Here is a 13,278-nt window from a genome sequence, read left to right as displayed (position 1 = left end):
CCTTGAAACCTGTCATCAGAATGATAATATTGGTTAAAATGGGCTGAATTATGCTTTAAAAATCGCAAATTTGCAAAAGCAGTTTTTCAAACGATCCTTCACCGGAATCTGAAGAATTGCCGGATCGAAAATATTGTTATATTTTAGTCAGCAATCAAGTAAAATAATTAATGGTTTTTGTAACGGGTGCTACCGGAATTTTGGGCAGAATAATTGTATTGGAGCTTCTTAAAAGAGGCAAACAAGTACGTGCTTCCAAAAGACCTGGCAGCAATATAAACGAAGTAAAGCATTCATACAGCTTTTATACAGATCATCCCGATGATTTTTTCAATAAAATTGAATGGATGAATGTAGATTTTGAGGATATTGATTCTCTGAAAGATGCTTTGAACGGAGTAGATGAGGTTTATCACTGTGCCGCAAAAGTAAGTTTCCATCCCAAAGATGAAAAAGAAATGTACCGTACCAATATCAACGGTACAGAAAATCTTTTGTATGCCTGCGAAGGTTCAGAGGTGAAAAAATTCCTGCATGTAAGCTCTGTTGCCGTTCTCGATAATTTCAATGAAAAAGGAGAACTCGACGAAGATTCCGATTTCAACCCGAAATTGGAACATTCTGCATATGCTATTTCCAAACATTTATCAGAAATGGAAGCCTGGAGAGCCTCTGCCGAAGGTCTGAATGTAGTGATCATCAATCCCGGCATGATCGTAGGAAGCGGAAACTGGACGCAAAGCAGTGGTGAACTTTTCTCTACCTTTGAAGATAATAGTTTTACTTTTTCAGGAGGTTCTGCTTATGTAGACGTAAGAGACGTTGCCAAAACAGCCATCGAACTGATGGAAAACAATATTTTCGGAGAACGTTTTATCATCGTTTCAGAGAACAACAGATATGCAGATCTTGCCAGACAGGTAAGAACCAGACTCGGGCTTAAAGATGCCAGAATCTTATCCCAGTCTCTATTGAATATCGGAAGAATTGCCAATACCCTTTTCGGATGGCTGATTCCGAAACTGAAGATGGTTACCAAATCCAATATTGAAGCCATATCTTCATTCAACACCATTTCCAATCACAAAGTCAAAGAAAAACTGAACTATCAGTTTATTCCCGTAAAAGAAAGCATCGACTTTCACCTGAATAATTATATTAACGACAAAAAGTTGAAGAAATGAATCTTGCCGAGGCAATTATCCTTAAAAATGTAGAAAAACATCCTATAAAATCTGCCATTGGTTTTAAAAAGAAAGAGGCGGCCTGGAAAGAGTTGAGCTGGAAAAAATTCAGTGAGATTATTTTTAAAACAGCCAATGCCCTTATAAATGCAGGAGTTCAGGAAAACGACCGAGTAGCCATTTATTCAGACAATTCCTCTGAATGGATGATTTTTGATCTGGCTTCAATGTCTATCGGTGCCATTACGGTCCCTATTTACTCTACCAACAATGCAGAACAGGCAGAGCATATCATCAACGATTCCGGGGCTAAAGCAGTTCTGGTAGGTAATCAGATGCAGTATGATGCTTGTCTTGAATTTTTGCAAAAAGAAGAAAATAACCTTGATACCATTATTGTTTCTAAAAAAGCAGTCTGGATCAAGAAAGAATTCAATAGCTTTTATCTGGAAGATTTTATTGCAAAAGCTTCCCCGAAATTCGAAATCTGTAAAAGAGAATACGAAGATACAGCCACGTTGATCTATACTTCCGGAACTACTGGAATTCCTAAAGGTGTAATGCTTACCCATGGAAATTTCATTAAAGCATTTGACTCTCATTTTGAATTTTTTAAGTTTAAAAATTTTGAAGAAGAACTTTCACTGGCCTTTTTACCTTTAAGCCATGTTTTTGAAAGAAGCTGGAGTTTGCTTTGTCTGTACGGAGGTGCAAGAGTATACTTCCTTGAAGATCCTAAAAATGTAGCAAAAGCATTGGAAGAAGTAAAACCAACCACGATGTGTGCGGTTCCGAGATTTTTCCAAAAAGTATATGCCGGAGTACTTGAAAAAGCAGAAGAGGGATCATCTTTAAAGAAAAAAATCTTTGACTGGGCTTTAAAAACAGGATGGGAAACTGCCGAATTAAGAAGAAATGAAAGACCAATTCCTTTTGGATTAAAACTAAAGGAGTCTGTTGCCGATACTCTTGTCTTTAGTAAGATTAAAGAAAGAATGGGAGGGCGACTTTGGTTTTTGCCTTGCGGAGGAGCATCTCTTTCGCCTGAAGTGACCAGATTCTTTGAATCCGTAGGAATTCACGTAACAGTAGGGTATGGATTAACAGAAACAACTGCGACACTGACTTTGTTTCCATTAACACACTTTGAGCACGCAACCAGTGGAAAACCTTTACCGGGAGTAGAACTTCGTATCGGAGAAAACGACGAAATTCAAGCCAAAGGAAACGGAATTATGAAGGGATATTACAACAAGCCTGAGGAAACCCAAAAAGTTTTTACAGAAGATGGCTGGTTCAAAACCGGAGATGCCGGAAAATTTGATGAGAAAGGAAACCTTATTATCACAGACCGAATCAAAGATCTGATGAAGACTTCCAACGGAAAATATATTGCTCCGCAACAAATTGAAAATCTTCTTACCAACAATAATTTTATCCAGCAGATTATGCTTATTGCAGAAGGAAGACAGTTTGTTTCAGCTTTGATTGTTCCTAACTTTGAATTCCTGCAAGACTATATTAAAAAGAACAATATTTCTTTCACTAGTTGGGAAGAGATGGTGAAAAACGATAAGATTATTAGTCTTTATAAAGAAAAAATAAAAGAATTACAAAACCACCTGGCAGATTATGAGAAAGTGAAGAAATTCACCTTAATGCCTGCTGAATTTGACATCAATACCGGAGAAATTACGCCTACACTGAAAGTCAAAAGAAACGTGGTTATCAAAAAATATGCGGATATTATAGAGAAAATGTACTAAAAATACAGCGAAAATCTCTATTTAATCCTGAATTTAATTCCCTCTTTTTCAGGTATATTACAACTGAATACATGAAAATTCAACAAATTTTTGACGGGGTGGTTAAAAATAATGACTTAAATTAAACGATGACAACACAAGAATTTTTAGGAAAAGAAAATTACAATATTCATACACAGACCGTTTCAGAAAGCTGTCCGTCCAATATAGCTTTGATTAAGTATTGGGGAAAATACAAAGATCAAATTCCTGCGAACCCGAGTATTAGTTATACATTAAACCATTGTAAAACAAATACGTCAATGGAATTTGTAGCCAGTGAAAATTTCTCTGTTCAGACCTTTTTGGCTGGAAACGAAGAATTGAAATTTGCCGAAAAAATTGAAAAATATTTTAGAAATATAGAACAATACCTTCCCTGGATTTTAAAAGGAAAATACATCATCAGAACAGAAAATACATTTCCTCACAGTTCAGGAATTGCCAGTTCAGCTTCTGGATTTGGAGCTATTGCAAAATGTCTTATGAAGTTAGATGAAGCGTTTTCAGGTAAAATTTCTGAAGAAGAATCTTTAAGAAAAGCTTCTTTTTTAGCAAGGTTAGGAAGTGGAAGCGCATGCAGAAGTTTATATAACGGGCTTATTGTTTGGGGTGATACCGACGAAGTAGAAGGAAGTTCAGATTTGTTTGCTGTGCCTTATCCGGATTCTGAAATTCATGAGGTTTTCAAGAATTTTAATGACTGGGTTTTGTTAATTCATGAAGGGCAGAAAAGTGTTTCTTCAACAGTAGGACACGGTTTAATGAATACCAATCCTTATGCGGAGAGAAGATTTCAGGAAGCCAGAGAGAACTTTGTTCCCATGAAAGAAATTCTGAAAAGCGGAAATATGGAGCGTTTCATTCAACTGGTAGAACATGAAGCTCTTACTCTTCACGCTATGATGATGATGAGTGAACCTGCTTTCATTCTGATGAAAACCGGTACTTTGGAAGTCATCAATAAGATCTGGGATTTCAGGAGAGAAACAGGACACCCTTTATTCTTTACTTTAGATGCAGGAGCCAACGTTCACCTTCTGTTCCCTAATAATGGCACTGAAGAACAGATAAAAACCTTCATACAAGCTGAATTATTACAGCACACTCAGAAAAATGGAGTAGTGAAGGATATTATGAAGTTCTAATATGAAAAAGAAGAAATTTTATATCCTTATTGCGGTTATTACCATTGTCTTGCTAATTATGCTTTTTGGCGAATATACAGTAACTTCTGAGGTAGGCAGTTGGGGATGGAACAGAACTATTAACTGGGGGTTGCCCTTTGGTTTCTGATAAAATAATAATGACAAGAGTGGGCTTTAGCCCACTTTTTTATTAATCTTCAATAACAACGGCTTCCCGTTCGCCATCTTCTTTCTTTCCTTCCTCTATCATGATTTCTGCTTCTGCTTTCTCTTCTGAAGTGGCTGTTTCAATCAATTCTTCCTGTTCATCATTGTGATGGTCTATAAAAAATTCGCAGTAGACCGGAAGATGGTCTGAACCAAAATTTTCCAATGTTTTCAGCTGTTTAATAAAAATATCTTCACTATGAAACATCAGATCGATAGGAAACCTTAAAAGACGGTACTTTGCATGAAAGGTAGAAACAAAAGAATGCCCAATTCTCGGATCTATCAGATGACTTGTTTTTCTGAAAAGTACAGATGATCTTGACCATGCAACATTATTAAAGTCTCCTACCACAATCACAGGTTTTTTAATGTCTTTTAAACATTTGGCAGTACTTAGAAGATCGCCATCCCTTTCCTTTGATGTTTCTTCTTCTGTAGGACTTGGCGGCGGTGGATGAACTCCAAAGAAAACAAAAGAAAAACCATCAGCTGTTTTCATATGTACCTCAATACTCGGAATATCATCAGCAACAAAATAGTGAGTCTTTGTTTCTTTGATTTCAATTTTGGAATAAAAATGCATACCGTAGGTGTTCTCAAGAGTCACTTTATGCTGGTAACTATATTCTTTTTCTAAAGGTCTCATTGCCTTTTCCCAGTCACCATTACTTTCCATAGTCATGAAAAAATCAGGATGATGCTTTTTAACAAGCGTGATGAATTTTTCGTAGTCTTTATTGAACTGATAGACATTGGCTGAAATAAAATGTAGTTTATCAGAAGATTTGTGACGCTCCCTATGTTTTTTTACAGGATAGAAACGGGTATATTTGATAAGAGTTTGGCTGTGATGAACAAACATGACCAACAGAAGCCCCTGATAGTACCATAAATGTTCTTTAGAATCAGTAAAAAGGCCTAATAGAAAAGTAAAAAAAATAAGATAGGTAAGCTGTATTTTAGCAAATTCCGGAACCCGGAATATCCAGTGCGAATGCTGTATTTTGGGTAGTATTGTCATGACCAGAAGAAGTATGACCAAAGTCAGATAAATAATCCACATATAAAAGCTCTGAAATAATTTTGACCACAATTTAAGGAAAATGAATTTTAAAATTTGTTAATCAGTTTAAATTTTATTTTATCTATTTTTAACTATCTAAATATATACTATGAATAAAATAATTGTATTTCTTGTTTTGATCAGTATTTCATGTTTCGGTCAGCAGAATAAAGATATTGAAAAACCTATCCATAACCTATTCCTTGGAATGAAAAATGCAGATTCTGAATTGGTAAAATCAGCCTTTGCAGAAAACGCTGTTCTCCAAACTGTAACAAAAGATGGAACCGTAAAAAATGACAGCGTACAGGATTTCATTGCTTCAGTTTCTCAATTTACAAAAGGAGATCTGGATGAACGAATTATCATAGAAGCCATTCATACAGACGGAAACCTTGCAAGTGTATTTACTCCTTATTCTTTTTATTTAAAAGGAAAATTATCACATTGTGGGGCTAATAGTTTTCAGTTGGTGAAGCAGAATAATGAATGGAAAATCCAGTATATTATTGATACGAGAAGAAAGGATAACTGTAAAGAAATACAATAAATGAGAAACAAAAATCTGATCTTAAATCCGGTTTTCTTACTATGTGTGGTCATCTTGTTTTGTAATGACCATTTTTTTAAACTACATTATACAAGCTGGTTTACAGGTAAATTATCCGATGTTGTAGGGATTATTTTGTTACCGATGCTTTTAACTTATCTGATTCCTAGGTTGAAATACAATTCTGTCTTTGTAGCAGGGGCAGTATTTGCTTTTTGGAAGTCTCCTTTCTCAGAGCCGTTCATTGAGTTTTATAATGGCATCACGCCAATAGCGATTCACAGGGTGGTAGATTACACAGATTTGTTGGTGTTGGCCTTACTTCCGGTTCCTTACTTTCTTATTAAGAACGAAAAATATATCAATACTTTCAGCAGTAAAAAACTGAGTCCTGTTATTGTCTTGTGTCCTACTATATTTATTTTGATGTCGACTTCACCACCAGCAGCATATCGACAATACAATAGATATTCGGGAAATGTAAAGTTTGAGAATCTTTCTATTGAGATCAAAAAGACCCAAGCTGAAATTATGGAAGAATTTAAAAAGAGAAATATAGATATCCGTAAAGATTCGGCCAGAATTATCAGTCAGTCTGAATATCTGATATTAAGGGTAGGAAGAATGAATGCACAAAATCTTAACCATGAAGGAGATATCTTCAAATATAATAATGATTCTTTAAAAACACTTTTAAATCAGAGAATTCAGGAAAGCCATGATTATAAAATTGATCAAATGGAAATAGGATCTGGATCCATTGTCAGAAACATACAACTTTCCATTTGGGGTGATATTGGGCGTGCTCCTAAACAATATAGTAGAATTATCGTACATTCTATACAGGTTGAAAAGAATCTGGACAGTATTCAGGTAGATAACAAACTTAATAAGATTTATAAAAACCTTATATTACAACGACTTAAAGAATTTTAAACAATGAAGATTCACCATATTGCCATTATCTGTTCAGATTATGCCGTTTCAAAGAAATTTTATACCGAGGTTTTAAACCTGAACATCATCCGGGAAGTGTACCGTGAAGAAAGACAGTCTTATAAGCTGGATCTTGCTATCGGAGATCATTATGTGATTGAATTATTTTCCTTTCCAGATCCGCCTCAACGTCCGTCGCGTCCGGAAGCTTGCGGTTTAAGGCATCTTGCATTCTCCGTTGACAATGTAACCGAAAAGCGAAATGAGTTGATAGGAAAAGGTCTAAATTGTGAAGAAATACGCATAGACGAGTTTACAGGCAAAGAGTTTTTCTTTACCCAAGATCCGGATCAATTGCCGTTGGAGTTTTATGAAATGTAATAATTAGTGCGCGTATCCTGCAAAAAAGCTTACCGCCATAATGGTTAAGACAATAGAAGAAATGACTACATACACGTAGTCTTTTTCTTTTAGGTAACCTATCAGAGCAAAAACAATTCTCATCAAAGGGGTGAAGATCAACAAAAGAATTCCCAACTGAATAATAGCAGAACCTTGCCCCTCGCACAACGAGCTCCAAAAATGGCCCCATACTTTTTCAGATGAGGTACCTACATTTAGGCTGCTGTATTTCTTGGGCATTTCAAAACCTTCAATGAAAAGCTTTACAAAACCTATCAATGAGGTAGCTACCGATAAAATAACTCCCAGTCTCAGAAGATTTCCTACCGAACGGTTCAGATCTACATCTGTAAAATTCTTTTTCATTATCTGAAACTTTTGTTGATACCGTTATACATCATATAAATAGACAGAAGAGTAATCACAATCGCAAAAAATACTTTAAGCTTCTTTGTTTTGGATGCCATCAGTGTCTTAGAACCAATGAAACTTCCTATTACTACACCTATCAATACAGGTGCTACGATTACAGGGATAATTTCACCTCTCTGGAAATAGATCAGTGCACTGGCTACTGCCGTTACCCCAATCATAAAGTTACTCGTTGTAGTAGATACTTTGAATGGCAGCTTCATCATATTATCCATTGCCAATACTTTCAATGCTCCGGAACCTATTCCTAAAAGACCAGACATTGCTCCTGCAAACATCATCATTAAAAATCCAGGAACCGTGTTTCTTGCAGAATAATTTTTTAAAACACCTTTATCAGGAAATGTTCCGTAAAGTTTAAGTTTTTCTTCCAGGCTTCCTTTTATTAAAGGTTCCTGGTGATCAGGTTTTCCTTTAAGATTTAAAATAACCGTTAAAAGAAGGATACTTGCAAAAATAATTCCGATGGTATTAGGATTAAGCATTCCCGAGACAAGAGCCCCAATTACAGCACCTGCCGTGGTGGCTATTTCGAGAAACATACCGATTCTCATGTTTGTAAAGCCTTCTTTTACAAAAGCTACAGCCGCACCGGAAGAAGTTCCGATTACTGAAATAAGCGAAGCACCGATAGCATAGTGCATTGGAACACCAAAACCTAGCGTTAATAATGGAATGATAATTACTCCTCCCCCTAATCCTGTAAGTGATCCTAAAAGGCCTGCGGAAATAGCACCAAGGAAGAGTATGATGATTTCTGACATACTACAATTAATGTTACAAATATAAAATTATTGTGGTAGTCTGCCAAACATTTGAAAAAGATAAATTTAACGTATTTTTGTATGCATGAAAAATGAAATGAAGTTATTTTATGTTATCCTTGGGGCTACACCCAAAGGTAGAAACATTGAACAGCACGATGTTTTTTTCGGAATTGCTGAAAGCCTTAAAGATCTGGTTCCTGAGATGAAAGCCTTTTGGAAGGAAGCAGAAGGTAAAATTCATATCGACTGCCATCAGGAAGTGAAGTTTGCAGACGGCTATGAAGTGAAAATTGTAGAAAAAGGAGAAAAATCTTCTGAAGAACAGCTGTATTTCCTGAATTTGGGAGGTTATAAGCCTGGTTTCTTTGAAGAATTTCATGAGCAGCACCTTATGGTAGGGCAGTCTATGGGAGAGATTGTAAAGAGAGCAAGAGGTACTGAATTTTATCAGACCATGGGATTTGAAGGTGCAGTAAGTCATATTGATGATAAACACGGTGTTGATATTGATGATATTTTCAACGTGAATGATATTCTTCCCGTACATATGAAAGAAAAATATTCCATCGTTCTTACCAAATCTAATGTGGAAGATCAGAAAAACCCAATGGGTCTTGGATATTTAAAAATTGATAAAGTTCAATAAGAAAGTAAATCTAATAAAAATAAAAAATGAAAATAGGAATTCTGGGAGGCGGACAGCTGGGAAGAATGTTGATACAAAGCGCACTGAAGTATGATGATGAGTTCTATACTCTGGACCCCGCTTCGGATGCTCCGTGTCATAATATCTCATATTTCACACAGGGAAATTTCAATGACTATGAAACGGTTTTGAATTTTGGAAAAGATAAGGATGTAGTAACCATTGAAATAGAACACGTAAATGCCGATGCACTGGCTGAGCTCGAAAAACAGGGAATAAAAGTGGTTCCCAATGCGAGTATCATCAAAACTATTCAGCAGAAGATCCTTCAGAAAGAATTTTATAAAGCTCATAACATCCCAAGCCCTGAATTTCAGGTGGTTTGGAATAGTGACGACAAAATCGTCATGCCGCTTCCATTTGTACAGAAAATGAATACAGGAGGATATGACGGAAAAGGAGTACAGGTCATTAAAACAGAAGAAGATTATCAAAACTTATGGAAAGAAGCTTCTGTAATCGAAAATATGGTAGATATCGATAAGGAGCTTTCCGTGATTGTTGCCAAAAATGAAAAAGGAGAAACCAATACTTTCCCTGTTACTGAAATGGTTGCCGATCCTAAACTGAACCTTTTAGATTTCAACGTTTGTCCGGTTCTTTTAACGGAAGATGTTCAGAACCAGATTGATGCTATTACTGAAAAATTTTTGGCAGTAGTCAATTCTCCGGGACTCTTTGCCATAGAACTGTTCCTTGATAAAGAAGGAAAAGTATGGGTAAATGAAACCGCTCCAAGACTTCACAATTCGGGACACCAAAGTCAGGAAGGAAACACCAATTCGCAGTTTGAGCAAATGTATCGTGTGGTAAAAAATCTTCCTTTAGCTGATACAGATGCCATCACGTACAGTGGAATGCTGAACTTGGTGGGAGCAGAAGGATACAGTGGAAAAGTAGTATATGAAGGCATGGATAGGGTATTGCAATTACCGGAAACCTATATTCACCTATACGGAAAAACAGAAACCAAACCAGGACGAAAAATGGGACACATCAATGTTCTGGCAGATTCAAGAGAAGAATTGATGGAAAAACTGGTGAAAGTGAAAGGAATGGTGAGAGTGATTTCAGAATAAAACTTAAAAAGCACAATAATTTTTTTATTGTGCTTTTTTAATCTCTTTATTCAGACTTCTCTTTTTGAGAATATCTCAAAATTTTAAAAAGGCATTGTTACCGTTTTTCCTTTATATTCTCCATTTACAATTTTAAGAAGAGCAACATAGCCACCTGCTCCATCAGAATTTAGCATAGAAATATATAATGTGTCACTTTTGCGGTCGTAATAACAGTTCGTCAACTCATTATTGGGATTGAATAGATTTTCAATTTCCTTATTGGGGATTTGTATTTTTTTGTCTCCGATCTGTACCGTAATAGATTGATAATATGTTTGAGGAATTGTACCATCGGTTCCCCATATTGGGTTGCCTTTATATTTATCTTCTATTTTTTGTCCGCTATATTGTGATGAAGAAAAGAATTTTTTGTGAGCTTTATAATTGAACTTGTCAGAAACAATACTCACCTTAATATTCCCTGATTTGAAAATAGCTTTATTCACCTCCTGCAGTACAGAAGGAATACTTTCATAAGATTCTATAAGTTTAACCTTTGAACTATAGATAGATCCCGATATTTGATCATTATAGTAAGCATTCAGCCAATTTTTATGAGAAGAATCAGGTTCATATACATATACAATCTCCCCTGAATTAATTTTTCCAACGATCTTACTTTTTATATCTGCGTTTTCTCTTACGTTCACATAGCCGTCTTTATCTACGATCTTGGCAAATTGAGCAAAGCATAATTGTACGCTTAAAATGGTCGTTAAAAGAAATAACCTATTTGTTTTCAATGGTTTTAATTTTGATAAAAATAACAATTATTATTGAATGTAAAACGTATCGAAACAATACCAGCCAACAGTTTTTTACTTTCTCTATTTAAAAATCTTCTGGATCACATTTCCAATCTCCATAAAATCTCCATGATTGCCTACAGAACGTATTTCCGGACTGTTTTTGTCGTATTCGGAGAATGGGAAAATCAAAAGATAATTATTATTACTCAGATATCTGTTCAACAACTCAGGGATAAGTCTCATCCTTGGAATATAGGATTTCATTCCTCGTTTGGCCATGAAAATAATCAATGCTTCATCATCTTTTAACTGGGCAGCCGTTTTTTCACCATCCTGCCAGGTATTCATAATGATGAACTCAGCTTCAATATTAGCTTTTTTAATGATTTTCTGCAAAATATCAAGAATATTCTCAGGAGTGTAAAAAGCTACCGTTGCTCCCGAATTTCTGGCAATATTCCAAACCCTCAGAAGAGCATGGAAGAATCCAGCTTCCTGATGGGCGTTTTCAGGGATCATCACTGCATATCGCTTAATAGTAGAAAGTGGCTGGGCTGCATGATATACCAATACATTTACATCATCATTCTGAAGATATCCGTTATAAAGATTGTAAACGAACGATGGCGAGAATCCTTTTTCATCTTCTAAACCAATGATAAGATCGGTAATATTTTGCTCTTTAATCACATTGTTTACTCCATTGATCACGTCATTGTCATACCTTTTAAACGTCTGCAATTTCACATCGGCTGCTGCTGCTGCATCAGCTGCCTGGTGAAGAAGCTTTTCTGCATTTTTTACCGAAGATTCATTTTTATCTTCATTGATGACATTTAACGCAAAAAAATCTTCTGTATTAGAATGAGCCTTTATCAAAATTCCCAGATTCACCATCCTTTCCACCGTTTCTTCATGATTGATGGCCAATAAAATATTCTCTTCTTCATGACTGTTTCCGGAAACTGTATCTTCATTATCGCTTTCAGCAATTTTTTGAGCGCTCGCCATTGAAATAAATGATGAAATCGTACACGAGATAAGAATCAGAAGGATACTTCCGTTCAGTACATGCTCATTCAACAGTCGGACAGGTTCGCCGGTTTCCGTTTCCGACAGAATAATATTATAACCTACCATTACAGAAGCCAGAGTCGCTGCGGCAGAAGCAGAACTTAATCCGAAAATCAGTTTTCCTTCCTCCTTGGTCAGTCTGAATGTTTTTTGCGTCGCTACTGCAGAAAGATATTTTCCACCAATAGAAGCGACCAGCATTATTCCTGCGACTTCGAGAGTTTCCCAGCTTTTGAAGAAAACCTTAAAATCAATAAGCATTCCTACACTGATCAGAAAGAAGGGAATAAAAATAGCATTTCCTACAAACTCAACTCTGTTCATTAACGAAGAAGTATGAGGAATAAGTCGGTTTAAAGCCAACCCGGCAAAGAACGCTCCGATAATGGCTTCTACACCTGCAAGTTCTGCAAGCATTGCCGCCAGATAGATCATCACCAGTACAAAAATATATTGTGAGATCTTATCATCCACCTTTTTGAAAAACCATCGTCCTATAATAGGAAATAGAATAAGGACAATCAATGCAAAAACGATGAATGAAACAGAAAGCTTCACCCAAAACTCGGTTCCTACATCCCCCTGCGACATTCCTACAATTACAGCAAGTACCAATAACGCCAGGATATCGGTAATCATCGTACCTCCGACTGTAATATTGACTGCTTTATTTTTCGCAATACCCAGTTTACTGACCAGTGGATAAGCAATCAGTGTATGAGACGAAAAAAGGCTGGCAAAAAGAATAGAAGTCAGCATCGAGAAATGAAGAAGGTAATATCCGCCCAAATATCCAAGAACAAAAGGAACGGTAAACGTATAAATTCCAAAAGTGAGGCTCTTCCATTTATTCTTTTTAAAATCACCCATATCAATTTCAAGTCCCGCAAGAAACATGATATAGAGTAGTCCTGTGGTGCCGGTGACAACAATACTGCTGTCTCTTGAGAGTACATTGAAACCGTTGGGACCAATAATAGCTCCGGCGATGATAAGACCCAGAAGATGGGGAACTTTAATCTTATTCAGAAGTAAAGGAGCTGCAAGAATGATGACCAGTACCAATAGGAACTTTAATACCGGATCTTCTATGGGAAGACTCAGATTGTGTATGCTCAGTAAAATCATAAG

General features: G+C 36.1%; 14 protein-coding genes. 9 read left to right on the top strand and 5 right to left on the bottom strand.

Annotated features, from left to right (window positions below; genetic code table 11):
- Positions 1–170 precede the first annotated feature (170 nt).
- The 4 genes from ACL9RH_RS11240 (at position 171) to ACL9RH_RS11225 (ending at position 4,285) form a co-directional block, all read left to right on the top strand.
- Positions 171–1,184, top strand: coding sequence for an NAD-dependent epimerase/dehydratase family protein (locus ACL9RH_RS11240; RefSeq protein ID WP_422693455.1), 1,014 nt, complete (start codon positions 171–173; stop codon positions 1,182–1,184).
- Positions 1,181–2,950 carry an AMP-dependent synthetase/ligase gene (locus ACL9RH_RS11235; protein WP_422693454.1) on the top strand — a complete coding sequence of 590 codons (1,770 nt, stop codon included), beginning with the start codon at positions 1,181–1,183 and terminating at the stop codon, positions 2,948–2,950. Before ACL9RH_RS11240 ends, ACL9RH_RS11235 begins: the two co-directional genes overlap by 4 nt.
- 128 nt (positions 2,951–3,078) lie before the next feature.
- On the top strand, positions 3,079–4,137 hold the full coding sequence (locus ACL9RH_RS11230; protein ID WP_422693453.1) for a diphosphomevalonate/mevalonate 3,5-bisphosphate decarboxylase family protein: 1,059 nt from the start codon (positions 3,079–3,081) through the stop codon (positions 4,135–4,137).
- Position 4,138: 1 nt separating this feature from the next.
- Entirely contained in the window at positions 4,139–4,285 is a 147-nt protein-coding gene (locus ACL9RH_RS11225; RefSeq protein WP_422693452.1) for a hypothetical protein, read from the top strand.
- 42 nt (positions 4,286–4,327) lie between these two features.
- Here the strand turns inward: ACL9RH_RS11225 and ACL9RH_RS11220 are convergent, their stop codons facing one another.
- Positions 4,328–5,368, bottom strand: a complete 1,041-nt coding sequence (locus tag ACL9RH_RS11220) for an endonuclease/exonuclease/phosphatase family protein (RefSeq protein WP_422693451.1) — start codon at positions 5,366–5,368, stop codon at positions 4,328–4,330.
- A 151-nt stretch (positions 5,369–5,519) separates the two neighbouring features.
- Here ACL9RH_RS11220 and ACL9RH_RS11215 point away from each other — a divergent pair, with 151 nt between their 5' ends.
- The 3 genes from ACL9RH_RS11215 to ACL9RH_RS11205 are packed head-to-tail and all read left to right on the top strand — an operon-like array spanning position 5,520 to position 7,277.
- On the top strand, positions 5,520–5,960 hold the full coding sequence (locus ACL9RH_RS11215) for a nuclear transport factor 2 family protein (protein ID WP_422693450.1): 441 nt from the start codon (positions 5,520–5,522) through the stop codon (positions 5,958–5,960).
- Positions 5,961–6,896 (top strand): hypothetical protein, encoded by a 936-nt coding sequence (locus tag ACL9RH_RS11210; RefSeq protein WP_422693449.1) that lies wholly within the window; start codon positions 5,961–5,963, stop codon positions 6,894–6,896. It begins immediately after the preceding gene.
- 3 nt (positions 6,897–6,899) lie between these two features.
- A complete protein-coding gene (locus ACL9RH_RS11205; RefSeq protein ID WP_422693448.1) occupies positions 6,900–7,277 on the top strand; it encodes a VOC family protein in 378 nt (125 codons plus the stop codon).
- Between the two features lie 3 nt (positions 7,278–7,280).
- On the opposite strand, the gene ACL9RH_RS11200 is transcribed toward ACL9RH_RS11205, so the two are convergent.
- Together ACL9RH_RS11200 and ACL9RH_RS11195 are read right to left on the bottom strand one after the other, a co-directional pair.
- Positions 7,281–7,664, bottom strand: coding sequence for a DUF1634 domain-containing protein (locus ACL9RH_RS11200; protein ID WP_422693447.1), 384 nt, complete (start codon positions 7,662–7,664; stop codon positions 7,281–7,283).
- On the bottom strand, positions 7,664–8,494 hold the full coding sequence (locus tag ACL9RH_RS11195) for a sulfite exporter TauE/SafE family protein (RefSeq protein WP_422693446.1): 831 nt from the start codon (positions 8,492–8,494) through the stop codon (positions 7,664–7,666). The genes ACL9RH_RS11200 and ACL9RH_RS11195 overlap by 1 nt, the downstream gene beginning before the upstream one ends.
- Positions 8,495–8,591: 97 nt before the next feature.
- Between ACL9RH_RS11195 and ACL9RH_RS11190 the strand changes: the two genes are divergently transcribed.
- Entirely contained in the window at positions 8,592–9,143 is a 552-nt protein-coding gene (locus tag ACL9RH_RS11190; RefSeq protein WP_422693445.1) for a DUF1543 domain-containing protein, read from the top strand.
- Between the two features lie 26 nt (positions 9,144–9,169).
- Positions 9,170–10,282, top strand: a complete 1,113-nt coding sequence (locus tag ACL9RH_RS11185; RefSeq protein WP_422693444.1) for a 5-(carboxyamino)imidazole ribonucleotide synthase — start codon at positions 9,170–9,172, stop codon at positions 10,280–10,282.
- 83 nt (positions 10,283–10,365) lie between these two features.
- Here the strand turns inward: ACL9RH_RS11185 and ACL9RH_RS11180 are convergent, their stop codons facing one another.
- Both ACL9RH_RS11180 and ACL9RH_RS11175 read right to left on the bottom strand, forming a co-directional pair.
- Positions 10,366–11,067, bottom strand: coding sequence for a hypothetical protein (locus tag ACL9RH_RS11180; RefSeq protein WP_422693443.1), 702 nt, complete (start codon positions 11,065–11,067; stop codon positions 10,366–10,368).
- Positions 11,068–11,151: 84 nt separating this feature from the next.
- The gene (locus tag ACL9RH_RS11175) at positions 11,152–13,275 is read right to left on the bottom strand and encodes a cation:proton antiporter (protein WP_422693442.1); all 2,124 of its coding nucleotides are present in this window, start codon (positions 13,273–13,275) and stop codon (positions 11,152–11,154) included.
- Between the last annotated feature and the right edge of the window lie 3 nt (positions 13,276–13,278).

This window comes from Chryseobacterium sp. Mn2064, from assembly GCF_049319685.1.
In the GTDB taxonomy this organism is placed as follows: Bacteria; Bacteroidota; Bacteroidia; order Flavobacteriales; family Weeksellaceae; genus Chryseobacterium.
The sequence above is the reverse complement of the archived record's forward strand: the minus strand, read 5'-3'. Positions and strand labels throughout refer to the sequence as shown.

Excerpts from the sequence above, each read along its gene's own strand:
- ACL9RH_RS11230 (WP_422693453.1), top strand. The coding sequence starts at position 3,079 with ATGACAACACAAGAATTTTTAGGAAAAGAAAATTACAATATTCATACA.
- ACL9RH_RS11225 (WP_422693452.1), top strand. The coding sequence starts at position 4,139 with ATGAAAAAGAAGAAATTTTATATCCTTATTGCGGTTATTACCATTGTC.
- ACL9RH_RS11175 (WP_422693442.1), bottom strand. The coding sequence starts at position 13,275 with ATGATTTTACTGAGCATACACAATCTGAGTCTTCCCATAGAAGATCCG.
- ACL9RH_RS11240 (WP_422693455.1), top strand. The coding sequence starts at position 171 with ATGGTTTTTGTAACGGGTGCTACCGGAATTTTGGGCAGAATAATTGTA.
- ACL9RH_RS11185 (WP_422693444.1), top strand. The coding sequence starts at position 9,170 with ATGAAAATAGGAATTCTGGGAGGCGGACAGCTGGGAAGAATGTTGATA.
- ACL9RH_RS11235 (WP_422693454.1), top strand. The coding sequence starts at position 1,181 with ATGAATCTTGCCGAGGCAATTATCCTTAAAAATGTAGAAAAACATCCT.
- ACL9RH_RS11195 (WP_422693446.1), bottom strand. The coding sequence starts at position 8,494 with ATGTCAGAAATCATCATACTCTTCCTTGGTGCTATTTCCGCAGGCCTT.
- ACL9RH_RS11190 (WP_422693445.1), top strand. The coding sequence starts at position 8,592 with ATGAAGTTATTTTATGTTATCCTTGGGGCTACACCCAAAGGTAGAAAC.
- ACL9RH_RS11210 (WP_422693449.1), top strand. The coding sequence starts at position 5,961 with ATGAGAAACAAAAATCTGATCTTAAATCCGGTTTTCTTACTATGTGTG.
- ACL9RH_RS11215 (WP_422693450.1), top strand. The coding sequence starts at position 5,520 with ATGAATAAAATAATTGTATTTCTTGTTTTGATCAGTATTTCATGTTTC.
- ACL9RH_RS11200 (WP_422693447.1), bottom strand. The coding sequence starts at position 7,664 with ATGAAAAAGAATTTTACAGATGTAGATCTGAACCGTTCGGTAGGAAAT.
- ACL9RH_RS11220 (WP_422693451.1), bottom strand. The coding sequence starts at position 5,368 with ATGACAATACTACCCAAAATACAGCATTCGCACTGGATATTCCGGGTT.
- ACL9RH_RS11205 (WP_422693448.1), top strand. The coding sequence starts at position 6,900 with ATGAAGATTCACCATATTGCCATTATCTGTTCAGATTATGCCGTTTCA.